Source organism: Pseudomonas putida, assembly GCF_003228315.1.
GTDB classification, from domain to species: Bacteria; Pseudomonadota; Gammaproteobacteria; order Pseudomonadales; family Pseudomonadaceae; genus Aquipseudomonas; species Aquipseudomonas putida_S.
Genome location: NZ_CP029693.1, coordinates 5852242 through 5878492, shown reverse-complemented (window position 1 = coordinate 5878492; position 26251 = coordinate 5852242). Strand labels below are relative to the sequence as shown.

13 protein-coding genes are annotated in these 26251 nt (G+C 61.9%); 8 read left to right on the top strand and 5 right to left on the bottom strand.

Translation table 11 applies throughout. The features are described from left to right. The first annotated feature begins 109 nt into the window (after window positions 1–109). Both DKY63_RS27535 and DKY63_RS27530 read left to right on the top strand, forming a co-directional pair. On the top strand, window positions 110–868 hold the full coding sequence (locus DKY63_RS27535) for a helix-turn-helix transcriptional regulator (protein ID WP_110967005.1): 759 nt from the start codon (window positions 110–112) through the stop codon (window positions 866–868). A gap of 82 nt (window positions 869–950) precedes the next feature. Continuing rightward, the gene (locus DKY63_RS27530; RefSeq protein ID WP_110967004.1) at window positions 951–1844 is read left to right on the top strand and encodes a DMT family transporter; all 894 of its coding nucleotides are present in this window, start codon (window positions 951–953) and stop codon (window positions 1842–1844) included. On the opposite strand, the gene DKY63_RS27525 is transcribed toward DKY63_RS27530, so the two are convergent. From DKY63_RS27525 to recQ, 4 genes are all read right to left on the bottom strand, one after another. Beyond that, entirely contained in the window at window positions 1838–2125 is a 288-nt protein-coding gene (locus tag DKY63_RS27525) for a SelT/SelW/SelH family protein (protein WP_110967003.1), read from the bottom strand. The genes DKY63_RS27530 and DKY63_RS27525 overlap by 7 nt on opposite strands. A gap of 48 nt (window positions 2126–2173) precedes the next feature. Next, window positions 2174–3862: a FimV/HubP family polar landmark protein gene (locus DKY63_RS27520; RefSeq protein ID WP_110967994.1), complete on the bottom strand. Its 1689-nt coding sequence runs from the start codon at window positions 3860–3862 to the stop codon at window positions 2174–2176. 127 nt (window positions 3863–3989) lie between these two features. Then, window positions 3990–4424: a MarR family transcriptional regulator gene (locus DKY63_RS27515; protein ID WP_110967002.1), complete on the bottom strand. Its 435-nt coding sequence runs from the start codon at window positions 4422–4424 to the stop codon at window positions 3990–3992. A 131-nt stretch (window positions 4425–4555) separates the two neighbouring features. Next, a complete protein-coding gene (gene recQ, locus DKY63_RS27510) occupies window positions 4556–6682 on the bottom strand; it encodes a DNA helicase RecQ (RefSeq protein WP_110967001.1) in 2127 nt (708 codons plus the stop codon). Window positions 6683–7073: 391 nt separating this feature from the next. Here recQ and DKY63_RS27505 point away from each other — a divergent pair, with 391 nt between their 5' ends. The 4 genes from DKY63_RS27505 (at window position 7074) to lapD (ending at window position 10922) form a co-directional block, all read left to right on the top strand. Further along, the gene (locus DKY63_RS27505) at window positions 7074–7661 is read left to right on the top strand and encodes a YecA family protein (protein ID WP_046816855.1); all 588 of its coding nucleotides are present in this window, start codon (window positions 7074–7076) and stop codon (window positions 7659–7661) included. Window positions 7662–7671: 10 nt separating this feature from the next. Then, a complete protein-coding gene (locus DKY63_RS27500; RefSeq protein WP_110967000.1) occupies window positions 7672–8067 on the top strand; it encodes a YbaN family protein in 396 nt (131 codons plus the stop codon). A gap of 184 nt (window positions 8068–8251) precedes the next feature. Further along, complete coding sequence (gene lapG / locus DKY63_RS27495) at window positions 8252–8959, top strand: cysteine protease LapG (RefSeq protein ID WP_110966999.1); 708 nt, start codon at window positions 8252–8254, stop codon at window positions 8957–8959. A gap of 22 nt (window positions 8960–8981) precedes the next feature. Continuing rightward, the gene (gene lapD / locus DKY63_RS27490; RefSeq protein WP_110966998.1) at window positions 8982–10922 is read left to right on the top strand and encodes a cyclic di-GMP receptor LapD; all 1941 of its coding nucleotides are present in this window, start codon (window positions 8982–8984) and stop codon (window positions 10920–10922) included. A gap of 129 nt (window positions 10923–11051) precedes the next feature. Here the strand turns inward: lapD and DKY63_RS32750 are convergent, their stop codons facing one another. After that, window positions 11052–21989 carry a retention module-containing protein gene (locus DKY63_RS32750; RefSeq protein ID WP_239499333.1) on the bottom strand — a complete coding sequence of 3646 codons (10938 nt, stop codon included), beginning with the start codon at window positions 21987–21989 and terminating at the stop codon, window positions 11052–11054. Window positions 21990–22582: 593 nt separating this feature from the next. Here DKY63_RS32750 and DKY63_RS27480 point away from each other — a divergent pair. Continuing rightward, window positions 22583–23941, top strand: coding sequence for a TolC family outer membrane protein (locus tag DKY63_RS27480; RefSeq protein WP_110966996.1), 1359 nt, complete (start codon window positions 22583–22585; stop codon window positions 23939–23941). A gap of 144 nt (window positions 23942–24085) precedes the next feature. Further along, window positions 24086–26245 (top strand): type I secretion system permease/ATPase, encoded by a 2160-nt coding sequence (locus DKY63_RS27475; RefSeq protein WP_110966995.1) that lies wholly within the window; start codon window positions 24086–24088, stop codon window positions 26243–26245. The last annotated feature ends 6 nt before the right edge of the window (window positions 26246–26251 follow it).

Genomic DNA, 26251 nt, shown 5'->3' with positions numbered 1-26251 from the left:
CATCGGATTAATCGTCCATGACAAGCGCAAGTCAGTCCTGTGACAGCGCCAGCCAGCCGTGTCGGTGTAGACTGCAGGCTCACTCATCCAACCTGCCACGAGACCCGTGATGAGACCGATCCTCACGCTACGCCAGTACAACCACGACCTGATCGTCCATAGCCACGAACACGCGCAATTGGTGTTCGGGCTGTCGGGTGCGCTGGATTTCGAGGTCGACGGACGTGGCAGCCAGGTGGTCCAGCAAAGTTTCGTGGTGATCCCTTCGGGTTTTCATCACGCTTGCGGCAGCGCCAATGGCAGCCGTTGTCTGGTGCTGGATGTGCCCGGCGAGCAATGGCTTGACCAGTCCATGGGCGATCATGCCGACGCCAGTCGTCGCTTGCTGGACAATGCCGGTCGTTTGTCGCTGGATGCCGGTCAGAGCCAATTGGTCAACTGGCTCGCCAACAGCGAGGTCGCTGATCCGCTGATAGCCCAACAGGGCGCGGTGCTGTTACTGGCCAGCCTCAACCACATCAGGCCCGATCACATCGGCGGTCGGCGCCTGCCCTATGCCGCGCTCAATGCGCACATCGAGCAATACGCTGCCTATCCGCTGCAAGTCGCCGATCTGGCCCGTGTAGCCGGCCTTTCCAGCGCTCGCCTGCATGCGCGATTCGTCGCCGAATGCGGCCAGACACCGATGGATTACATCCGCAGCCGGCGCCTGCACAAGGCCGTGGGACTGCTGCGTGATTCCACGCTGCCCATTGGTGAAATTGCCGTCCGGGTCGGTTACAGCTCCCAGAGCGCCTTCAGCGCTGCGGTGCTGCGTGAGTTCGGTGTCTCACCCGGTGCGTTGCGGCGCGAGGCTGGCGACAAATAACGCGAGTCCTGCGACAGACACGACTGACTGAAATGCGCTCCAATGCTCCTACATTTTCGTTTGTCCGCTGTTAAGGATTGCCATGACTCCCCGTACCGCCCTGGGCGCCCTGCATATCGGCGCATTGATGTTCGGCCTGACCGGCGTGTTCGGCAAACTCGCGGCCGCCTCACCGGCCATCATTGTCTTTGGCCGGGCGGCATTCGCGGTGCTGGCGCTGGCCGTCTTTGCCCGATTTGCCAGCCACACACGCTGGCAAAAACTCGAAGCGGTGGACTGGCGTCGGCTGCTGTTCAGCGGTTTGCTGCTGGCCGGTCACTGGGTGAGTTTCTTCATTGCGGTGAAGGTCGCGGGCGTCGCCATCGCCACCCTGGGCTTTGCCAGTTTCCCGGCCTTCACCGTGATTCTCGAAGGGCTGATTTTCCGCGAGCGGATTCGCGCCAATGAAATCCTTTTGGTGACGTTAGTGACTATCGGCTTGGTGCTGGTGACGCCGGACTTCGATTTGGCCAGCGGCGCCACCACTGGTCTGCTCTGGGCAGTGGCCTCCGGTTTGCTGTTTTCCCTGCTGTCGCTGGCCAACCGCGCCAGCTCCGCGCGTATTGCACCGGTGCAGGCTGCGTTGTGTCAGAACGTGGTGGTCGCCTTGTGCCTGCTGCCAGTGGCGGCACCGCAATTGAGCGACGTGCGGGCCATGGACTGGTTGTGGATCGCCCTGCTCGGGGTGTTCTGCACCGGCGTCGCCCACAGCCTGTTCGTCGCCAGCCTGGCGGTGATCAAGGCACGGACCGCCGCTGTGGTTTTCGCCCTGGAGCCGGTGTATGGCATCACCGTGGCCTGGCTGCTGTTCGATGAAAACCCGACCCTGCGCATGCTGCTCGGCGGGGCGTTGATCATCGTCGCGATTGTGGTGTCCAGCAGGCTTTCCGGCAGCTCAAGCAAGAAAGCTGTCGCCGCCGAGGCCGCCTCTCACTGAGTCCGGTCGTTGTGGCCGAGGTCGCGGTCCGGATCGATCCGGTCGCGAACCCGCTGCTTGAGCACCTTGGCCTCGGGGAAACCACCATCGGCCTTGCGCTCCCAGATCTGCACGCCGTCGCAGAAAATGTGGAAGACGCCGCCGGTGCCCGGTACCAGCGACACTTTGCCCAGGTCGTCGCCAAAGGTGCTGAGCAGCTCCTGGGCCAGCCAGGCGGCACGCAGCAGCCACTGGCATTGGGTGCAATAGGTGATGACGATTTCCGGTTTTTGAACGGTCATGAGTGACGGGCCTTCCTGAGGCAGAGTGCTGATTCTAGATACGAAAGGTTACCGTATTCCGGCCAGCAAGCTTCGGGCGGTCTGTTTCATCGGCTCATCGGCTTCCTTGAGCAACTCGTTGAGCAGTTTGATGGCGCTGTCCAGATCGCCGTCATCGATGCAGGTCTGAGCTTGCTCCAGTTTGCCCGCACTGTTGGGTTCAGCTGGCTCCAGGCTCAGTGGTTCAAGCTCCAAAGACGGACTGTCGCGAAATTCGTCGAGAAAGCTGTCGTCGAGTGCGCGCGAGGCGGGTTCGATTTCCCATTCGATCTCCGGTTCGGGCAGCGGCGGTTCGCTCGAATGCGACTCAGACAATGGCGACTCGTCCATCGGCCCCAGATCCCACTGGGTATCCATCGACAGTTCATCCAGATTCAATTGGTACTCATCCGCGGGCTCAGGCTCCGGGGGAGTAGCGATGGAGGCAACAACGGGCAATGCAACAGCAACCGGGCTAACAGCACCGATTTTGGGATGGCGGGAGCGGATTTCCTGAAGTGTCTGCCCGTCAAACCCGGCATTGCGCAGGCTGGCCTCCTGCTCGTCATAAGCTGCCATGTCGCCCTGTTTGCCGAACACTTCCAGCAATTGCACGGCAAGATCAGTGCGGTGCGGCTCCCTATCGATGGCCTCTCGCAACAAGCTGATTGCCTCGGCAAAACGACCGTAGGTCAGGTAGACCGCGACCGCTTCCAGCACATCGCTGGCGGGCGTCTCTTCAGGGTGTGCGTGGGTCGATTGCAGCGCAGGAGCCTCTCCCGGGGTTTCTGCCGCAGGACTGAGCTGCGGTTCATGGCGCGACATCTGATCGGCTGTTGACCCGAACACTGCCTGAGCCTGGGCCCGTCGGCGACGCCACACTACCAGCAACCCTGACGCTATCAGCAGCAATAAGCTACCGACCAACAGCCAATTGGTACCGGTCTCCTCGACCACCACCGGCGTCGGCGCCACGGCAACAGGCGCGATGGGCTGCGTCGCTGCCTGTTTGATCTCCTCCAGCCGGGCTTGCAGTTCAGCCGATTGCTTCTTCTCTACGGCGATCTGTTCGTCCTGTGCCTGAATTTTCAGATTGAGTTGATCGATGGTTGCCTGCAATTGTTGATTTTGCAGGACGCTCGCAGCCAGTTGCTCGGCGAGCGGATCCGGCACCGGGGCAGCGGCAGGTGCTGGCAGCGCTTGCCTGGGCGCAGGCGCAGGAGCTACAGCGGGCTGAACTTTGGGAAAGGCTGAATCGGAATGACTGGGCACCGGCGGCTCAGTGGCCGGCACGACACCTGGAGTACCTGGTGGGTCGATCAGTACCGTGTATTCGCGCAGCAATCGGCCGTTGGGCTGATTGAGCTGCACCAGGAAATTCAGGAACGGTTCATTGACCGGTTTACTGGACGTGACCTGAATCCAGCTGCGATTGCCGCGCAGGACAGGTGTGAATTTCAGATCATTGAGGAAGAACACCCGTTCCACGCGGGCACGATTGAATTCGTCTGCCGTGGCCAGGCTGACCGACAGCTCGCCCTCCTCCAGCCCGCCGACATCCACCAGGGCAATGTCGGCACGCAATGGCTGATTCAGCGCCGAATGCAAGGTGATTTCACCCAGACCCAGTGCCGACGCCAATGCCGACCAACAGACAGCGGTACCGGCCAATATCCACCTGGCACAACACCGTACAACGACCCGCCGACTTTCGAGCATGAGCATCCCTTAGATAACCAGAACAAGCTTCCACGTGTTCACATATCCAGTACGAACACGATATTGCCTGGTAGTTCTTATAGTCTGCTCACTGCACTAACTCAAAAAACCGATGGCGGGTACTGCCTCAAGATTTTTCCAGGTTGCCCAGGATATGTGCGTGGACCCGCATGCAGGTTTTCAGATCTGCCTCATCGACGCCGTCGAACAGTTCGTGGCGTAATTGATTGGCGATGGTTTCGATTTGATCGATCAGCGGACGGGCGGGGGTACACAGGACGATCTTCTTCGCACGACGGTCCTCGAGCACCGACTGTCGCTGCACCAGTCCCTGGCTTTCCAGGCTGTCGAGCAAACGGGCCAGGGTCGGACCTTCGACGCCCACAGATTGCGCCAGCTCACGTTGGGTCGGAGCCTGTTCGAAGCGAGCCAGGTGCAGCAGCACCAGCCAGCGTGCCTGAGACAAACCAAGGCCCGCCAGACGGCGGTCCAGCTCGGCACGCCAGCCGCGGGACATCTGGGCCAATTGCATGCCAAAACGGTGTTGATCGGTTAACGGCATAAAACACTCATGGTTAGCTGAAAATAAATAATTACTAATTATTAGTCAGCTAAGCATGAGCCTGAAGCAGTGGCAAGGCCTGTTCTGTACTGAATCGTTACATCAGCGAATCGGCGTTAAAAAACAGCAGGTTAAATCTCAAATTCAGACTGAAGGGCGGCTCGAACGCAGTACAACACCCCTTCCGGCACTCGGCCTGCAAAGAGCTCGGAAATCTCCGACACCGAAGGTAACTCGCCCTCGCCGTCCAGGAACGCATCCTGAATTTCACCCAGCAAGTCTTCCGGCAGGTCCAGCGCCTGCTCCAGCGACAATTGCTGCTTGCCGATGGCCTCGGCCAACATCGTGTAGACGTTTTTTTCCGAGCACTGCAACTGACCGGCGATCTGCAGCGGCGTCATGCCCGCCCGTGCCAGGGTAATCAGTTCGTGGCGCAAGTCGGCCACCGGTTTTGGCGCTTCGGCCTGACCACCGAGAACTTCGAGGAAGGCCTCGCCATAGCGCTCCAGCTTGCGCGCGCCGACGCCGCTGACCCGAGCCATTTCCGCCAGCGAGGTCGGCTGGCTGCGCAGCATTTCCAGCAGGGTCGAATCCGGGAAGATGACATACGGCGGCACGCCATGCTCCTCGGCGAGCTTGCGACGCAAGGCGCGCAGGGCTTCCCACTGTTCACGCTCTTCGCCACGCACCAGTTGGCTCGCCTGGCTCTTGCTGGTTTTGGTGGTGGTTTGCGCCTTGAGATCGCGGCGCAGTTCCAGGGTAACTTCGCCCTTGAGCAACGGCCGGCAAGTGTCGCTCAAACGCAGGCCGCCATAGCCTTCATGATCAACGTCCGCCAGGCCGCGCGCCACCAGCTGGCGGAACAGCGAACGCCATTCGCTCTCGCCCAGCGCCTTGCCGACGCCGTAAACCGACAGGTGCTGATGACCAAAACTGCGCACCTTCTCGTTGTCCTTGCCCAGCAATACATCCACCAGATGACCGACGCCGTAGCGCTGGCCGGTGCGGAAGATGGCCGACAACGCCTGCCGCGCGGGTTCCGTGGCATCCCAGGTCTGGACGCCGTCGGTGCAGTTGTCGCAGTGCCCGCAGGGTTCGGGCATCTCCTCGTCGAAATAGGCCAGCAGCGCCTGACGACGGCAACGGGTCTCTTCGCACAGCGAGAGCATGGCGTCGAGCTTGTGCTGCTCCAGACGTTTGTGGCGCTCGTCGCCTTCGGAGTTCTGCAGCATCTGCTTGAGCATCACCAGATCTTGAAGGCCGTAGGCCATCCAGGCATCCGCCGGCAGGCCGTCACGGCCGCCACGACCGGTTTCCTGGTAGTAGGCTTCAAGGGATTTGGGCAGATCCAGATGCGCGACGAAGCGCACGTTGGGCTTGTCGATGCCCATGCCGAACGCCACGGTGGCCACCATGATCAGACCTTCCTCGTTGAGGAAGCGTTTCTGGTGATAGGCACGCAGATCGTTGGGCAGGCCGGCGTGGTATGGCAGCGCCGGGAAGCCTTGTTCGGTGAGAAATGCCGCGACTTCCTCGACCTTTTTGCGCGACAGGCAATAAACGATGCCGGCATCGCCGCGCCGCTCGGCAAGGAACGCCAGCAGCTGCTTGCGCGGCTGTTCCTTGGGCACGATGCGGTAAAAAATGTTCGGCCGGTCGAAGCTCGACAGGAAACGCTCGGCGTTCTGCAGGTGCAGGCGGGTGACGATTTCTTCCCGGGTCCGCTTGTCGGCGGTGGCGGTCAGGGCGATGCGCGGCACATCGGGGAACATTTCCGCCAGTTGGCCCAGTTGCAGGTATTCCGGGCGGAAATCGTGGCCCCACTGCGAGACGCAATGGGCTTCGTCGATGGCGAACAAGGCAATGTTCAGGCCTTGAAGGAAAGACATCATCCGAGGCTGGACCAGGCGTTCCGGGGCGAGGTAGAGCATTTTCACCTCACCGCGACGGATACGCGCCGCCAGGTCTCGTTGCTGCTCGGCACTGAGGGTGGAGTTCAACGCAGCAGCGGCCACGCCCAGCTCTTCGAGGGTGGCGACCTGATCGTCCATCAGGGCAATCAGCGGCGACACCACCACCGCCAGGCCTTCGCGCAACAGCGCCGGCACCTGGAAACACAGGGACTTGCCGCCACCGGTAGGCATCAGGACCAGGGCATCGCCGCCACTGGCCACGCGCTCAATGATTGCACCCTGACGGCCACGGAAACTGTCGTAGCCGAAGATGTCCTTGAGGACGCGTTGAGCCTGTTCGAGCATAAAAACTCCAAAAATCACCGAAACATCCCTGCAAGGCTGGTTCAGGACCCGCAACGCTGCACCGTCAAATCGTAAGTGCGCATTGCATGACGCTTCACATTCCAGCCGTGACGCCAGCAGGACATCACAAAACGCGCGAGTATACCCGAGCCCTCCCTTGCAAAGGGTGCCGCTGAGAAGACACTCGAAGACCGATAAGGGTGAAAACCTGTGGGAGCGAGCCTGCTCGCGATGGCGGCGCCATATTCAACATCAATGTTTACTGAACCACCGCATTCGCGAGCAGGCTCGCTCCCACGGGGAATAAGGCGCAAATATGCCGCGCGGCTGGCCCCGGCGCTCAAGAAGGCCTAGAATTCCCGCATCGCACATTCCCCAAGGTAGTCCTTTAATGTCCTTCGCTGAGCAACTGACCCGCCTGCAAGTCTTCCTCGACGCCGATGAACTGCATGACGAGGCTCTGGACTACGTGGCCGCCCACGGCTACCTCACTGCCCTGTCGATCTGTTCCGAAACCGTTCCCGATCGCGAATGGATCGACGCACTGTTCGCCGAAGAGCCGCATTACAGCGGCGAAGCCCAGCGCGAAGAGATCGAAGCCACGCTGATCGGCCTGAAGGCCCACATCGCCCGCCAATTGGCGTCCGATGAAGAGTTCGAGCTGCCGTGCGATCTGGACCTGGGTGACGACCCGGACGATTCCGAACTGCGCGGCTGGTGCATCGGCTTCATGGAAGGCGTGTTCCTGCGCGAGGAAGCCTGGTTCGAAACCGCCGAAGACGAAGTCAGCGAAATGCTCCTGCCGATCATGGTCGGTTCGGGCCTGTTCGACGAGCAGCCGGAGTTCTCCGACATTGCCGCCGACGCCAACCTGATGGACGACATGATCGTGCAAATTCCGGAAGCCCTGACGGCGCTGTACCTGCTGTGCAACGCACCGGACGAAAAACCGGCGATCCTCAAGCCTCGTCACCACTAAGGTCCCGCCTATGGACAACCCCATAGGCAACCGCCCCCTGATGTTGCGCTACGTGCTGCTGGCCATCGGCTGGCTGAGCGTGGCGCTGGGGGTCATCGGGATTTTCCTGCCGGTACTGCCCACCACCCCTTTCCTGCTGCTGGCGGCCGCCTGTTTCGCTCGCAGCTCGCCGCGTTTCTACAACTGGCTGGTGGAACATCCACGACTCGGGCCATGGATCCGCGATTATCTGGACGGCAACGGCATTCCGCTCAAGGGCAAGGTTTACGCCATCGGCCTGATGTGGGCGAGCATCCTGTTTTCCTGCTATCTGGTGCCGTTGCCGTGGGCGCGCGGATTCATGCTGACCAGTGCGGTGCTGGTGACGATCTACATCCTCAAGCAAAAGACTTTGCGTAAATCCTGATACCTCCCCTGTAGGAGCGAGCCTGCTCGCGATGATCTTGTGAGCGACGCGGGGCAACAGGTTCCCACCGTTTTCGTTCAAGTCCATCGCGAGCATGCTCGCTCCTACAGTTACCGACGACCTGCCCTCCCCCCGCCAAAACACCACCTAGACTTCACCGAACCGCCCCCCCGAGCAGCCAGACATGCTCCGTAGTCCGCGTAGTCCAGGATGGTCAGCGCTCCGGCTTCGGATCGGCGGGTGGCTGTTGCTGGGCGGATTTCTGCTGGCCGGGCTGGGCAGTGTCTGGGCCGACTGGGATTTTGCGCAGATCCTGCAAACCGCCGAAAAGCGCTACGGCAACCTGGGCCCGGCGCGCGGCCGGATCGAGGCCTGGGGCCAGATGCTGCAGAGAGAGCGCAATGCCCCCGAGCGTGACCAGTTGAATACGGTCAATGGCTTCTTCAATCAGCAGCTGAGTTTTCAGGACGACATGCGAATCTGGCACCAGACCGATTACTGGGCCACCCCCGTGGAGGCGCTGGTCAAGGGTGCCGCCGATTGCGAAGACTACGCCCTGGCGAAATATTTCAGCCTGCGCGAGCTGGGAATTCCCAGCGAAAAACTGCGCATCACCTACGTCAAGGCGCTGACCCAGAATCAGGCGCACATGGTGTTGACCTTCTACAGCAGCCCCACCGCCGACCCGCTGGTGCTGGACAACCTGATCAGCGACATCCGCCCCGCCTCGCAACGCAAGGATCTGCTGCCGGTGTATGCCTTCAATGCCGAAGGCCTGTACCTGCCGGGCGCCAATGGCGGCAAACGCAGCAGCGACTCGAAAAAGCTGTCGCGCTGGCAAGACGTACTGAAAAAAATGCAGGCCGAAGGCTTCCCCGTCGGCGACGGCTGAAAGCCCTGGCAAGGAGCGTGTCATGAAACTGCGCAATCAGTTGTTTCTCGCCATCTGCCTGTTCCTGGTGGTGGCGTTCAGCGGCAGTTTTTTTGTCAGCCTGGAAAGCTCTCGCGAACAGACGCTGGGCCAGTTGCGCTCCCATGCCCAGGATGCCGCGACCGCGCTGGGCCTGTCGCTGACCGCGCAGATCGATGATCCGGCGATGATGGAATTGATGGTCAGCTCCATTTTCGACAGTGGCTACTTCAGCAGCATTCGCATCATCGACAACCAGGATCAGCGGGTGTTGGTGGAGCGCAATGCTTCGGCACGAATCGAAGGCGTCCCGGGTTGGTTCGTTCGCCTGGTCGACCTGCGTCATCAGGGCGGCGATGCCCTGATCATGCGCGGCTGGGAGCAGGCGGCACGGGTCGAAGTGCTGAGCAACCCGCAATTTGCCCTGGCCAAGCTTTGGGACAGCACCCTCGGCAGTCTGATCTGGCTGTTGCTGTGCGGGCTGCTGAGCGCGGTCTTCGGGGGTTGGCTGTTGCGCCGACAACTTCGCCCCCTGGACAGCCTGGTCAAACAGGCCGAAGCCATCAGCAAACGCGAGTTCCTGAGCCTGCCGAAACTGCCGCGCACACCGGAGTTGAAACGCGTGGTGCTGGCGATGAACCAGATGGTCGAAAAGCTCAAGGCGTTGTTCAGCGAAGAAGCGGCGCGCAGTGAGCAACTGCGCAACGAGTCCTACCGGGACAGCCTGACCGGGCTGGCTAATCGACGCTTGCTGGATGAACAACTGGCGGACCATCTGCTGGTCGCCGAGCACCATGGCGACGGCCATCTGCTGATGCTGCGACTCAATGACCTGACCGGGCTCAACCAACGCCTTGGTGGCCAGCAAACCGATGCATTGATCAGCGCGGTCGGCGAATTGCTCAAGCGCCTGACCGGATTGCCGGACCGACGCACCTGGCTGGCGGCGCGCAACCGCGGGGGTGAATTCAGCCTGCTGACGCCGGGCCTGAACGCCGAGGATGCCGCGCGCCTGGCCGCCGAAGTGAGTACCACCCTGGAAAACCTGCGCCTGACCGGCGCCAGTGACTGCTTGCCCGTCGCGCATGTGGGCATCGTCGCGTATCACCCGGGCGAATCGGCCAACGACGTACTGATGCGCCTGGATCAGGCGCTGGCCCAGGCCCGACAACCCGGCGAGCGGCCCTGGGTGCAATCGGGTCATGGCGAGCGCACGGTGAACCACACCCAACAGGATTGGCGTACCTGGATCGACGACGCCCTGAATCAGGGCAAATTGCAGCTGTATTTTCAGCCGGTGGTGCAATGCGCCGACACCAGTGAAATGCTGCATCACAAGGTCCTCGCGCGCCTGCTCGATCCACAGGGCCAGGCGATTGCCGCCGGGCAATTCCTGCCGTGGATCGAACGTCTGGGCTGGTCCGCGCGATTCGACCTGGCCATGCTCGAAGCGACCCTCGACTATCTGGCCGTCAATCGCTGGCCGCTGGCGCTGAGTTTGTCCGGGACCACCCTGCGCGATCAGACGCAGCTGCAACTGATCCTCGACATGCTCGACTCACTGCCGGAACTGGCGCCCTTGCTGACCCTGGAAATCGACGAACGCCAACTGCCGCCCCCCGACGAACTGCATCGGCTGAGCCACAGCCTGCTCGACACCGGCTACCGCCTGGGCCTGCAGCATTTCGGTGGCAGCTTCAGCCAGATCGGCAACCTCACCCAACTGGGCCTGGCGTACCTGAAAATCGACGGTGCCTACATCCGCCATATCGATGAACAGCGGGATAAACGGTTGTTCATCGAGGCGATTTTCAGGGCGACCAACAGTATTGATTTGCCGTTGATTGCAGAGATGGTCGAGACCCAAGGCGAGCTGGAGACCATCAGGGAGCTGGGGGTGTTCGGGGTGATGGGCAGGCTGATCGGGCCGCCGGAACCAATGTGAACAACGTCCGCAACCTGTAGGAGCGAGCATGCTCGCGATGCACCTGAGAGCACCGCGGAGTTTCAAGCGCCCAGCGTCATCGTTGACGACCATCGCGAGCAGGCTCGCTCCTACAGGGAGGCGGATTGATTACACCGTATCCACCTTCAACGAATGATCATTGAGCATGCCGTTGATGATGGTCGCCGAGTCCGCACCGGACACCACCCCGCCCGCCCCTGGCGTGACCCCGTAATGGCTGGCCAGGTTGACCCCGGCCAGGTCGATGGTCTGGTTCGGTGCCGCGCCGGCCATGGCGCTGACGTCGATGCTGGTCACCAGCGACGCGCCGCTGCCACTGACGGTGAAGTGCAGGTAGTCGTCCAGTGAAGCCGCAGTGCTGTTCTCCCCTTGCAGCAATTGCGACAGGTCGAGTTTGTCAGTGCCCGGCGTGAAGTCCGTGATCACGTCATGACCGCTGTTGCCCTTAAGCCACTGGAAGGTATCGGCGCCGCTGCCGCCGGTCAGGGTGTTGTTACCCAGGCCGCCGATCAGGAAGTCGTCGCCGCCACCACCATTGAGCACGTCGTTGCCCAGGCCGCCGGTGATGATGTTGCTGTTGTTGTCGCCGGTGAGGTTGTCGTTGAAGTTGGAGCCGACGAGGTTTTCGATCCCCGTCAGGGTGTCGGTGCCGGCGCCCAGGGTGTTCTGCGCGCCGCTGACGCCGAGGTTGACCGTGACGCCCGCCGTGGCATGGGCATAGCTGGCGGTGTCGTTGCCGGCGCCGCCGTCGAGCAGGTCATTGCCCAGCCCGCTGAACAGCAAGTCATTGCCGGCACCGCCATGCAATTCGTTGTTGCCATTGCCGGCCATGAGGATGTCGTTGCCGTCGCCACCATTGAGGATGTTATTGCCGTCCCCCGCCACCAGCGTGTCGTCGCCGGAGGTCCCGGTGAGGGTGTGGCCATCCTGGTAGCTGATGGTCACGTTGGCATTGGCGCTGCCGCCATGGTCGTCACTGGTGGTGTAGGTGCCGTGATAGTCCGGGGTGATGTCATGGGCGCCGGCGTAGTTGAGCTTCATGGTCAGCTCGTAGCTTTCTTTATTGCCCGCGCCACCGCCACCGCCGGGGTCGGTGATGTTGGTGATGTGGATCTGGTACACACCGTCCGACGCCGCGGTGATGGTCTGGCCATCGCCGATGGGAATCCAGGCCCCGCCGTTGACGGAGTACTCCATGGTGATGTGCCCGGCATCCAGGTTGTGGTCCAGGTTGAGGGTTTCGCCCTGCTTGAGGTTGACGGTGATCTTGTCCTCATCGTTGGTATTGGCAGCAGTGACCGGCCCCAGGTAGCCACTGATCACCAGCAGCGCGGTCATGGTCGCGGCATTGGCCGCGAAGGAAGCGCGCACATTGGCCAGTTCCTGGTTGGACGGTTTGGCGCCGCTGCCGGAAAAGTCGATCGCTCCGCTGCCGGTGAAATCCGCCGCCTTGCTGGCCCACCCGGTGTTGAAAGTGGTTGGCGAGGCCTTCATCGGATCGCCATCGGCATCGCTGTCGTTGGCCAGCAGCACATCCCCCGCCACGGCGATATTGCTCGAGAGGATGTTGGTGATGATGTGGTCATCGACCGCCACCGGTGCCGCATTCGGCACGACTTTGACGACCAGGGTGGAGCTGGCGAGATCGCCGTCGTTGTCGCTGAGGGTGAAGCCGATGTTTTCGGTCACCACCACCGACGTGGCCTTCTGCGAAATGTAGCTGTACTCGCCGGTATCGAGGTTCACCACCAGGGTGCCCTTGTTGTTGGTGGCGATGCTCAAGGTGTTGTCGACGGTGTTGAAGGTGCCGTGGTTGACGCCGCCGCTGAAGCCCAGCGAACCCTGGTTGCTGTTGCCTTTCGGATCGTAGGTGTAGGTGGTGCCATCGACCGTGATGGTTTTGACGAAACCGCCATCGGCCCCGAATGAACCACCCTCGAGCAGCGAACCGGTGACCGGTGCGCCAATCACGGTGCCCGACAACACCGAGTTGAGTTGCCCCAGGTCGGTGACGATCACCGCGTTGGTATTGGTGCCCGTGCCGGTGCCGTCATACGCCAGTGGGTTGAGGTCGCCGCTGCTGACACCGGTGCCCAGGCCAATGGCGTAGTTCTTGATTTGATTGTCGGTGAGGAACTCCTTCCAGTCCGCCTCGTCCCCGCCACCGATCGATCCTTCGTTGGGCTTGCCGTCGGAGAAGAAGTAACCGACGTTTTGCGCGCCGGTCAGTTTGCCGCTGGTATTGAACGCGGTTTGCGCCATGTCGACTGCGGCGTCGTAGTTGGTGCCGCCACCCGCCGACAGGCCGGCAACGATCGACTTGGCCGTCGCGATGTCCACCCAGATCGAGGTCTTGTCGGTGGCGTTGCTGCTGAACGTGACGATCTGCACTTTGACGTCGCCCAGATCATCGTACTTGTCGAGCAGCGCGCTGATCGCCTGCTTGGCCAGCTCCAGCCGCGACAGCCCCGGTACGCCGGAAGCGTCGGCCATACTGCCGGACACATCGATCACCAGCAGCAGGTTGGTGTCGATCTCCACGGCGGCCACCGAACGTTCGGCACCCGCGGCCTTGGGCACGTCATCGACGATGTTGACCACGATGGTGCTGGTGGTGCTGTTGCCCAGCGCATCGGTGGCCTTGTAGGTGAAGGTTTCCGTCAGGGTGTTCGGACCATCGTTGGCATTCGGCGAGGTTTTCGGCGCCGAGGTCAGGGTATAGGTGTAGGTGCCATTGGGGTTGAGCAGGATCTGCCCGTAAGTCCCGGTGGCGCTGCCGACCAGGGTGTAGGTGATGGCGCCACTGCCTCCGGTTACCGAACCGACCAGGGTACCGCTGGACGTTTCCGCAGTACTGCCCGGCTCGCTACCGGTCACGGTGCCGGCCGCCAGGTCCTGACCATCCTTGCTCAGGTCGAGGGCCTTTTCGTAGACCGTCACATCGGTGTCTGTGACAGCCTTGATGCTGCTGTCGGAGACATTGATGGTGATGGTCGTGGTGCTTTCGTCGCCGTCGGCATCACGCACGGTGTAGGTGAAGGTATCGGTCGCCCCCGCCGGGCTGACCGTGTTCGGGTTGCTGTGATAGACCGCATTACCGGCGGCATCGAGGGTCAGGTAGCCGTAGCTGCCAGTGATGTTATTGCCCAGGCCGCCGATCGCCGAGGTCGAGGTATTGCCGCCGGCGCGCACGCCGACCACCGTCACCGGACCATCGGCACCGTTGATGTCGTTGCCCAGTACGCTGATGTTGACGGTGCCACCCTCCACCACCGAGGACGTATCGGGTTTGGCGGTTGGAATGTCGTCGATGATGTTGACGTTGAGCTGTCCGGACGCGGTGCTGCCATCGCCGTCGGTGGCCACCACGTTGAAGTTCTCGGTGATGCTGTTGGTGCCGTTGGCGTTTGGATGGGTTTCGTTATCCACCAGGGTGTAGCTGTAGCTGACCACACCGGTAGTGGCGTTGAAGCCGGTGATGGTCAGGGTGCTGCCCAATGGCGTGGTGATCGATTGCGGGAAGCCGGCAGCCACGCCGCCGTTGACGACTGTGATGCCGCCCACGGTCAGGGTTTGCAAGCCGTCCAGCGCGGTGACTATGAAGGTGCCGTTCTGGGTCAGCGCAGGTGTGTTGGGGTTGGTGCCGTCGCTGAGGTTTTTCTCGAAGACGGTGAGTTCGCCACCCACCACATCCAGTCCGGTGAGCGTGACGCCGTCGTCGTTGTTGTGGATGTTCAGCACCAGGCTGGCGGTGCTCTTGTCACCGTCGGCATCGGTCAGGGTGTAGGTGAAGGTCTCGGTGCCGTTGCCATTGCCGTGCAAGGCCTTGAAGTCGGCATCGCTGGTGTCGAGGGTGTAGGTGTAGGTGCCATTGGCGTTCATCACCAGGGTGCCGTAGGTGCCGACGAAGGTACCGGGGGTGATCGGCCCGCTGCTCGGGCCGGTCGTTACACGGTCGGCGCCTTGCACATCGTTGGTCAGCACGTTGCCGCTCAGGGTCAGTTGGGTTTCCGATGCGGTCGACGCATTGGTGTCGCTCATCGCCTTCGGCACATCGTCGACGATGTTGACGTTGATCTGCCCGCTGGCGGAACTGCCGTCGGTGTCAGTGGCAACGATGTTGAAGTTTTCGGTGATGCTGTTGGCACCATTGGCCGTCGGATGCGCTTCGTTATCCACCAGCGTGTAGCTGTAGCTGACCACGCCGGTGGTCGGGTTGTAGCCAGTAATGGTCAGGGTGCTGCCCAGCGGCGTGGTGATCGATTGCGGGAAGCCCGCGGCCACGCCACCGCTGACCACGGCGATGCCACCGACCATCAGGGTTTGCAGGCCATCCAGAGCGGTGACGGTGAAGGTGCCACTTTGGGTCAGTGCCGGTGCGCTGGGGTTGCTGCCGTCGCTGAGGTTTTTCTCGTAGACGGTGAGTTCATCGCCACATACATCCAGCCCCTTGATGATCACCGGGTCGTCGTTGTTGTGGATGTTCAGCACCAACTGGGCAGTACTGGCGTCTCCGTCGGCATCGGTGAGGGTGTAGGTGAAGGTCTCGGTGCCGTTGCCGCCGCCGTGCAGCGCCTTGAAGTCCGCATCGCTGGTATTGAGGGTGTAGGTGTAGGTGCCGTTGGCATTGAGCACCAGGGTGCCGTAGGTGCCGACGAAGGTGCCGGGGGTGATCGGGCCGGCAGATGGGCCGGTCGGCACGCGGTCGGCGCCTTGTACGTCGTTGGTCAGCACGTTGCCATTGAGGGTCAGCAAGCTTTCCGAAGCGGTCGAGGCGTTGCTGTCGTACACGGCTTTTGGCAGGTCGTCGACGATGTTCACATCGAGGCTGCCATTGGCGGTACTGCCATTGTCATCCACGACGTTGACGGCAAAGTGCTCGGTGAGGCTGTTGGCGCCATTGGCCGTTGGATGCGCTTCGTTGTCCACCAGGGTGTAGCTGTAGCTGACCACGCCGGTCGCGGCATTGAAGCCAGTAATCGTCAGCGTGCTGCCCAGTGGCGTGGTGACCGATTGCGGGAAGCCTGCGCTCACCCCGCCAACCACCACGTTGATGCCACCGATAGTCAGGGTCACGACACCGTCGGGTGCGTTGATGGTGAACGTGCCGCTCTGGGTCAGTGCCCCGGCGTCCGGATTGCTGCCATCGCTGAGGTTCTTCTCGTAGACGTTGAGCTCGCCACCTTCGACGTTCAGCCCATTGATGGTCACGCCATCGTCGTTGTTGTGGATGTTCAGCACCAGTTTCGCGGTGCTCTTGTCGCCGTCGGCATCGGTCAGGGTATAGGTAAAGGTCTCGGTGCCGTTGCCGCCACCATGCAGCGCCTTGAAGTCGGCATCGTTGGGGTTGAGGGTGTAGGTGTAAGTGCCGTTGGCGTTCAGCACCAGGGTGCCGTAGGTGCCGACGAAGGTGCCGGGGGTGATCGGCCCGCTGCTCGGGCCGGTCGTTACACGGTCGGCGCCTTGCACGTCGTTGGTCAGCACGTTGCCGTTGAGGGTCAGATGTGTTTCCGAGGCGGTCGACGCATTGGTGTCGTTCATCGCCTTGGGCACATCGTCGACGATGTTGACGTTGATCTGCCCGCTGGCGGAACTGCCGTCGGTGTCGGTGGCAACGATGTTGAAGTTCTCGGTGATGCTGTTGGCACCATGGGCGGTCGGATGGGCTTCGTTATCCACCAGGGTGTAGCTGTAGCTGACCACGCCGGTGATCGGGTTATAACCGGTGATGGTCAGGGTGCTGCCCAGCGGCGTGGTGATCGATTGCGGGAAGCCGGCGGCTACGCCACCGCTGACCACGGCGATTCCACCCACCATCAGGGTTTGCAGGCCATCCAGCGCGGTGACGGTAAAGGTGCCGCTTTGGGTCAGTGCCGGCGTGTTGGGGTGGCTGCCGTCGCTGAGGTTTTTCTCGTAGACGGTGAGTTCATCGCCACACACATCCAGGCCCTTGATAATCACCGGGTCGTTGTTGTTGTGGATGTTCAGCACCAGGTTGGCGGTGCTCTTGTCGCCGTCGGCATCGGTCAGGGTATAGGTGAAGGTCTCGGTGCCGTTGCCGCCGCCATGCAGGGCTTTGAAATCGGCATCGCTGGTGTTGAGGGTGTAGGTGTAAGTGCCGTTGGCGTTCAGCACCAGCGTGCCGTAGGTGCCGACGAAGGTGCCGGCGGTGATGGGGCCGGCGCCTGGGCCAGTTGGCACACGATCGGCGCCTTGCACGTCGTTGGTCAGCACGTTGCCGCTCAGGGTGAGATGGCTTTCCGAAGCCGTCGACGCATTGCTGTCGTTCATCGCCTTGGGCACATCGTCGACGATGTTGACGTTGATCTGCCCGGTGGCGGTGCTGCCGTCGGTATCGGTCGCCACGACGTTGAAGTTTTCAGTGAGGCTGTTGGCACCATTGGCCGTCGGGTGCGCTTCGTTATCCACCAGGGTGTAGCTGTAGCTGACCACGCCGGTGGTGGCGTTGAAGCCGGTGATGGTCAGCGTGCTGCCCAGCGGTGTAGTGATCGATTGCGGGAAACCGGCGGCCACGCCGCCGCTGACGACCGTGATGCCGCCCACGGTCAGGGTTTGCAGGCCATCCAGTGCCGTGACGGTGAAGGTGCCGCTTTGGGTTAGCGCTGGCGCGTTGGGGGTGCTGCCGTCGCTGAGGTTTTTCTCGTAGACAGTCAGTTCGCCGCCATACACATCCAGGCCGGTGAGCGTGACGCCATCGTCATTGTTGTGGATGTTCAGCACCAGGTTGGCAGTGCTGGTGTCCCCGTCAGCGTCAGTGAGCGTGTAGGTGAAAGTCTCGGTGCCGTTACCGCCGCCATGCAGCGCTTTGAAATCCGCATCGCTGGTGTTGAGGGTGTAGGTGTAGGTGCCGTTGGCATTCAGCACCAGGGTGCCGTAAGTGCCGACGAAGGTGCCGGGGGTGATCGGACCGGCGCTTGGGCCGGTCGGCACGCGGTCAGCACCCTGTATGTCGTTGGTCAGGACATTGCCATTGAGAGTGAGCTGGGTTTCCGACGCGGTCGCCGCGTTGCTGTCGTACACGGCTTTGGGCAGGTCATCGACGATGTTTACGTCGAGGCTGCCGTTGGCGGTGGTGCCGTTGTCATCCACGACGGTGACGGCGAACTGCTCGGACAGGCTGTTGGCGCCATTGCCGGCTGGATGCGCTTCGTTGTCGACCAGGGTGTAGCTGTAGCTGACCACGCCAGTGGCGGCGTTGAAGCCGGTGATGGTCAGGGTGCTGCCCAGCGGTGTAGTGATCGATTGCGGGAAGCCTGCGCTCACCCCGCCGACCACGACGTTGATGCCGCCGATGCTCAGGGTCTCGACGCCATCGGGTGCATTGATGGTGAAGGTGCCGCTTTGGGTCAGTGCCCCGTTGTCCGGATTGCTGCCGTCGCTGAGGTTCTTCTCGTAAACGGTGAGTTCACCACCCTCAACGTTCAGGCCATTGATGGTCACGCCATCGTCGTTGTTGTGGATATTCAGCACCAGGTTGGCGGTGCTGGTGTCGCCGTCGGCATCGGTGAGGGTGTAAGTGAAAGTCTCGGTGCCGTTGCCGCCACCGTGCAACGCTTTGAAATCCGCATCGCTGGGGTTGAGGGTGTACGTGTAAGTGCCGTTGGCGTTCAGCACCAGGGTGCCGTAGGTACCGACGAAAGTACCGGGCGTAATTGGGCCGGCGTTTTCACCCACCGTCACGCGGTCGGCGCCTTGCACGTCATTGGTCAGCACGTTGCCGTTCAGGGTCAGCTGGGTTTCCGACGCGGTCGCGGCGTTGCTGTCGTACACGGCTTTGGGCAGGTCGTCGACGATGTTCACGTCGAGGCTGCCGTTGGCGGTGGTGCCGTTGTCGTCGACCACGGTGACGGCGAACTGCTCGGACAGGCTGTTGGCGCCATTGCCGGTTGGATGCGCTTCGTTGTCGACCAGGGTGTAGCTGTAGCTGATCACGCCGGTGGCGGCGTTAAAGCCGGTGATGGTCAGGGTGCTGCCCAGCGGCGTGGTGATCGATTGCGGGAAGCCTGCGCTCACCCCGCCGACCACCACATTGATGCCACCGATGCTCAGGGTCTCCACGCCATCGGGTGCGGTGATGGTGAAGGTGCCGCTCTGGGTCAGCGCCCCGTTGTCCGGGTTGCTGCCGTCAGACAGATTCTTCTCGTAGACGGTGAGCTCGCCGCCTTCAACGTTCAGGCCATTGATGGTCACGCCATCGTCATTGTTGTGGATGTTCAGCACCAGGTTGGCAGTGCTGGTATCGCCGTCGGCATCGGTGAGGGTGTAGGTGAAGGTCTCAGTGCCGTTGCCACCACCGTGCAGCGCTTTGAAATCCGCATCGCTGGTGTTCAGGGTGTAGGTGTAAGTGCCATTGGCGTTCAGCACCAGGGTGCCGTAGGTACCGACGAAAGTACCGGGCGTAATTGGGCCGGAGTTTTCACCCACCGTCACACGGTCGGCGCCTTGCACGTCATTGGTCAGCACATTGCCGTTCAGGGTCAGCTGGGTTTCCGACGCGGTCGCGGCGTTGCTGTCGTACACGGCTTTTGGCAGGTCGTCGACGATGTTCACGTCGAGGCTGCCGTTGGCGGTGGTGCCGTTGTCATCCACGACGGTGACGGCGAACTGCTCGGACAGGCTGTTGGCGCCATTGCCGGCTGGGTGGGCTTCGTTATCCACCAGGGTGTAGCTGTAACTGACCACGCCAGTGGCGGCGTTGAAGCCGGTGATGGTCAGGGTGCTGCCCAGCGGTGTAGTGATCGATTGCGGGAAGCCTGCGCTCACCCCGCCGACCACGACGTTGATGCCGCCGATGCTCAGGGTCTCGACGCCATCCGGTGCAGTGATGGTGAAGGTGCCGCTCTGGGTCAGCGCCCCGGCGTCCGGGTTACTGCCGTCAGACAGATTTTTCTCGTAGACGGTGAGTTCACCACCCTCAACGTTCAGGCCATTGATGGTCACGCCATCGTCGTTGTTGTGGATGTTCAGCACCAGGTTAGCGGTGCTGGTGTCGCCGTCGGCATCGGTGAGGGTGTAAGTGAAAGTCTCGGTGCCGTTGCCGCCACCGTGCAACGCTTTGAAATCCGCATCGCTGGGGTTGAGGGTGTAGGTGTAAGTGCCGTTGGCGTTCAGCACCAGGGTGCCGTAGGTACCGACGAAAGTACCGGGCGTAATTGGGCCGGCGTTTTCACCCACCGTCACGCGGTCGGCGCCTTGCACGTCATTGGTCAGCACGTTGCCGTTCAGGGTCAGCTGGGTTTCCGACGCGGTGGTGGCGTTGCTGTCGTACACGGCTTTGGGCAGGTCGTCGACGATGTTCACGTCTAGGCTGCCGTTGGCGGTGGTGCCGTTGTCATCCACGACGGTGACGGCGAACTGCTCGGACAGACTGTTGGCGCCATTGCCGGTCGGGTGGGCTTCGTTATCCACCAGGGTGTAGCTGTAACTGACCACGCCAGTGGCGGCGTTGAAGCCGGTGATGGTCAGGGTGCTGCCCAGCGGCGTGGTGATTGATTGCGGGAAGCCTGCGCTCACCCCGCCGACCACGACGTTGATGCCGCCGATGCTCAGGGTCTCGACGCCATCGGGAGCGGTGATGGTGAAGGTGCCGCTCTGAGTCAGCGCCCCGCTATCCGGGTTACTGCCGTCAGACAGATTTTTCTCGTAGACGGTGAGCTCGCCACCCTCGACGTCCAACCCATTGATGGTCACACCGTCGTCGTCATTGTGGATGTCCAGCACCAGATGGGCAGTGCTGGTATCGCCATCGGCATCGGTGAGGGTGTAGGTGAACGTCTCCTTGCCATCACCACCACCGTGCAGCGCCTTGAAGTCGGCATCGTCGGTGTTGAGGGTGTAGGTGTAGGTGCCGTTGGCATTCAGCACCAGGGTGCCGTAGGTACCCACAAAGGTACCGGGCGTGATCGGCCCGGAATTTTCACCCACCGGTACGCGGTCAGCGCCCTGTATGTCGTTGGTCAGGACATTGCCATTCAGGGTCAACCGGGTTTCCGTAGCCGTGCCATTGTGGTCATCGAACGCCTTGGGCACGTCATCGGTGATGTTGACGTCCAGCGACCCGGTGGTGGAGTCGCCATTGTTGTCCCCAGCCACCACCGTGAAGTGCTCGCTGAGGGTAGTGCCATCACCGCTCGAATGGGTCTCGCTGCCGTTGAGGGTGTAGCTGTAGCTGACCACGCCGGTAGCCGGGTTATAACCGGTGATGGTCAGGGTGCTGCCGAGCTGCGTGGTGATCGATTGCGGGAAGCCCACGGCGACACCGCCGGTGATGACGTTGATCCCGCCGATGCTCAAATTGTTCAGCCCGTCGGGCGCTGTGACCGTAAACGTACCGCTCTGGGTAAGAGCCCCCGGATTGCTCGCCGAGCCATCAGGCAGGTTTGCTTCGTTGAGGTTCAGCTCGCCGCCTTCCACCGACAACCCACTGAGGGTGACAGGGTTGTTCACGACTGGCGGAAGTGGAACGGGAGGCGCGATCACGGGTCCCTGGGTGTCATCAACAACGGTGTTGACCACCGCATCGTGGCGCTCTTCGGGGAACTCGGGAATGCCGTTGAAACCGGCGGTGGGGAAGCCGATGTTCGGATCGACCCGTCCGCCGACCTCTTCGAGCATCACAAAACTGTGGCCGCCGCCCAGTGCACCGCCGGCAGGTCCGGTCGAGCCGCCTGGTCCCGCCGCCGTTGCTTCGGCGGTCTGCGTCGGGTCGTCACCGGCAGCAATGGCTTTTTGCAGCTGCTCGACGTCACTCAGCTGCGCCTCGCTGGGCGTCACCGATTCGTTGGTATTGAGGTGGGGCGATTCCTGGGCCAGCAGCTGTGGGGTCATGTTCAGGCTGCTGCCCCGTCCAAGGGTTAGCTCCTGGCCATTTTGCAGATGCACCGCCACCGCGCCTTCGGCACCGGTAACGAGCTGATCACCGGCGAACAATCGGTCGCCCTCGATCAGAGGGCGACGGGTGCCGTCGCCCGCCACCGCGAACACCTGACCGATGACCTTACTGACGATACCGATGAGCGTTGCCATGTGCATTTCCTCCGCTGCCAACCGCTGTCGGCACCTTTTTTGTTGCGGAGAACATGCTCATGGATGGCTCAGGCGACTTGCCTGGCGGTTCGTCTAAAAGTGAGCGTTTACCTGAGTAAGCCGCTTCCCTGGCGACGATCTCGCCCGGCGTATTGCCCGTGGGTGTCACCTTCATCGGAAGAAAAGCCTTTGCAATCAATTGTATCGGGCGTTTCTTCGTGGGCGACTCACCCTGCAACGATGCGTAACGGTGGTGAATCACACGAGTGACAAAATTTTGTCACTCACTGTACCGCTACACCTCCCTCCCTCCAGCACTTCCCCGCCCTATGTCGATAAGTGGGTGGAACTTTTCCGAAGCCCTCGGAGAGCGCCCTAAAGCTCATAAAACAAGGGCTTCGCAACTGAACAATGTGCTGGATTTTGCAGAGCGCATAAGTTTTTTTCGGCATAAACATTATGAGAAAAACTTCTTAGGTTCTCTCCAGAATGTTCTTAGCTCTGATGTAAAAGCCATGAAACGGTTTACCTATAAATGTCGTCAATTATTTGGCGACGATAAAGCACCATCAGGACTTCAGGGAGATGCACCCATGCGCCGCTTAAACCCCCTCTGCTCCGCAGTTTTACTGGCCATGGCCTGCACCTACCAGGCTCAAGCCATGACCATGACCGAGGCCATCCAGAGCACCATCGCGACCCACCCTGAGCTGGCGTCGCGGGTGGATAGCCGTTTGTCGGCTGATGAAGACGTAAAGGTCGCCAAGGGGGGCTTTTATCCGTCGGTGGATCTCAATGCCGCCTACGGGCGCGGCTACAGCGATAACACCAACACCCGGGCGTTCGGCGATCACCACACCTCGATCCTCAATTACACCCAGTCGGAGCTGCGGTTGCGGCAGATGCTGTTCGACGGGTTCAACACTGCCAATGAAGTCGAGCGCACCAAGGGCGTGGTCAACTCCCGTGCCTATTACGCCCAGGGCACCGCCCAGGACCTGGCCCTGCGCACCATCGAGGTCTATCTCGAAGTGCTCAAGCGCCGTGAGCTGGTGACATTGGCGCAGAACAACCTGCAGGCACACTTGCGGGTCAACGATCAGATCGGCCTGCGCACCCAGCGCGGTGTCGGCAGCAACGCCGACGCCGATCAGTCCACCGCCCGTCGGGCCCTGGCGGAAAACAACCTCGATACCGCCCAGGTGGACCTGGCCGACGCCGAGTCGAACTTCGCCGCCGTGGTCGGCCGCCTGCCCGATGAACTGGAAGCACCGCCCTCGACCCGGGGCGAACTGCCGCCAACCTTGCTCGAAGCCCAGCAGAGCATGGTGGAAAACAACCCGTACCTGAAATCCGCCCAGGCTGACGTGCAATCGGCCGAGAGCCAGTACGAAGTGGCCAAGTCGCCGTTCTACCCTCGCTTCGATGCGGAAGCGGCGGTCGGTGCGAACAACAACATCCAGGGCGACAAGGGCCATGACAATGAATGGCGGGTCGGCGTGGTGATGAACTACAACCTGTTCCGCGGCGGCAGCGACAAGGCGCGCCTGCAATCGGACGCGCACAAGATCAATCAGGCGATGGACATCCGCAACAACGCCCTGCGCCAACTCAACGAGAACATTCACCTGGCCTGGAACGCCATGGTCAATGCCAAGAAACAAACCCCGACCGCCCGTGAATATGCCGAAACCAGCAAGCGCGTACGCATGGCCTACCAGGACCAGTTCGGCCTCGGCCAGCGCACCCTGCTCGACCTGCTGGACAGCGAAAACGAACTCTACAACGCCAACCGCCGCTACACGGAAGTGCGCTACACCGAGGAGTTTTCGATGTACCGTGTTCTGGCGAACATGGGCCAATTGCTGAGCAAACAGCGGGTCGTGCTGCCTGCCGATGCGGTCGCCCAGGCCGAGGTGAAGAACGAAGCCCGTCTGCCTGATCTCAAATGAGACGCCTCCTGTAGGAGCGAGCCTGCTCGCGATGATCGTTAACGATGAAGCGGGAAGCCTGACACCCCGCGTCGCACTCCGGTTCATCGCGAGCAGGCTCGCTCCTACAATTGATTGAGTTGTTCAAATAAGGGAGCGATCAATGTGACCAGCATGGAACCCGGCAACACCGGTGTCGATCCGCGCCTGAGCTTCGATGACCCGTTACTGGACGGTCTGTTGATCCTCTGCAAACTCCACGGCGCGACGGTCAGTCGCGGCAGCCTCAGTGCCGGGCTGCCCATGGCCAAGCAGCGCATGAGCCTGGACCTGCTGCCCCGCGCCGCCGCCCGGGCCGGTTTGCAGGCGCGCCTGCTGCGCCGCGATCTCAAGGACATTTCCCCGCTCAACCTGCCGGTATTGTTGCTGCTGAACAACGACCGCACCGCCGTGCTGCGGCGTATTGGCGAAGACGGCCGGGTGCTGATCCTGCCCAGCGAAGCCGACGGCGGTGAACAGTGGATCAGCCCCGAAGAACTCGCCGAACACTACAGCGGCCAGGCCCTGTTCGCCCGCCCGCGCCATGAACTCGAAGACCTGCGCTCGCCCCTGGTACCGCGTGTGCAGGCATGGTTTCGCGACACCCTGAAGCTGTCGAAATGGCTGTACAGCGATGCGATCCTGGCGAGCTTCCTGATCAACCTGCTGGGGTTGATGGTGCCGCTGTTCGTGATGCAGACCTACGACCGCGTGGTGCCGAACCAGGCCACCTCGACCCTGTGGGTGCTGGTCATCGGCTTGATGATCGGCACCGGTTTCGAACTGGTGCTGCGGGTGGTGCGCGCGCATTTGCTGGACACCGCCGGCAAGAAGACCGACGTGATCCTTTCCGCGACTTTGTTCGAACGCATCACCGGCATGGCGATGAAAGCCAAACCGGCGACCATTGGCGGTTTTGCCCAAAGCATCCATGACTTCCAGGGGCTGCGGGAATTTCTGACGGCGGTGACGCTCACCAGCCTGATCGACCTGCCCTTTGCCCTGCTGATGCTATTGGTGATCGGCCTGTTGGGCGGCTGGCTGGTAGTCATTCCGATTCTGGCCTTTCCGATCACGATCATCTTCGCCATGGTGATTCAGGCGCGTCTGCGCGACACCGTGCAAAAAAGCCTGACCCTGGGCGCCGAACGCCAGGCCCTGCTGATCGAAACCCTCGGCGGCCTGGAGACACTCAAGGCCTGCAGCGCCGAAAGCGAACGCCAGCACAAATGGGAGAGCACCCACGGCGCCCTCACCCGCCTCGACAGCCACGCACGCAATCTGGCGGCGCTGGCCACCAACGGCACACTGTTCATCCAACAGATTTCCGGCATGGCCACCATCGTCGCCGGGGTCTACAGCATCATCGCAGGCAACCTCAGCGTCGGCGCGCTGGTGGCAACCTACATGCTCGGCAGCCGGGTGTTGGCGCCGCTGGGGCAAATCGCCGGGTTGATCACCCGTTACCAGCAAGCGCAATTGACCATGAAAAGCACCGACGCCCTGATGGCCCTGCCCCAGGAACGCGACGCCCGGCAGCGGCCACTGGAGCGCACCCATCTGCAAGGCGCGCTGGACGTGACCGGCGTGACCTTCCACTACAACGGCCAGAGCGCGGCGGCGCTGGCCAACATCAGTTTCAGCGTCAAACCCGGCGAACGGATCGGCATCATCGGGCGCAGCGGTTCGGGCAAAAGCACTCTGGCACGACTGGTCATGGGCTTCCTCGAACCGGGGGAAGGCCAACTGCTGCTCGATGGCCTGGACCTGCGGCAACTGGACGTCGCCGACCTGCGCCATCAGATCGGCTACGTGGCCCACGACCTGCCGCTGCTGGCCGGCAGCCTGCGCGACAACCTGACCCTCGGCGCGCGTTACATCAGCGACTCGCGGATGCTGGAAGTGGCGGAACTGACCGGTGTCACCGAACTGGCCCGGCAACACCCGCAAGGCTTCGACCGGCCCGTGGGCGAGCGTGGGCAACTGCTCTCCGGCGGGCAGCGCCAGGCGGTGCTGCTGGCCCGGGCCATGCTGCTGGACCCGCCGATCATGTTGCTCGACGAACCCACCAGCGCCATGGACAACAGCAGCGAAGACGTCCTGCGGCAAAAACTCCACGGCCTAGTCCAGGGCAAAACCGTACTGCTGGTCACCCACCGCACCTCGATGCTCAGCCTGGTGGATCGGCTGATCGTGCTGGACAACGGGCGGATCGTCGCCGACGGGCCGAAAGAAGCGGTCATTGATGCACTGCGCAAGGGCCGTGTCGGCTCTGCGGCAGTCTAGGAGTCG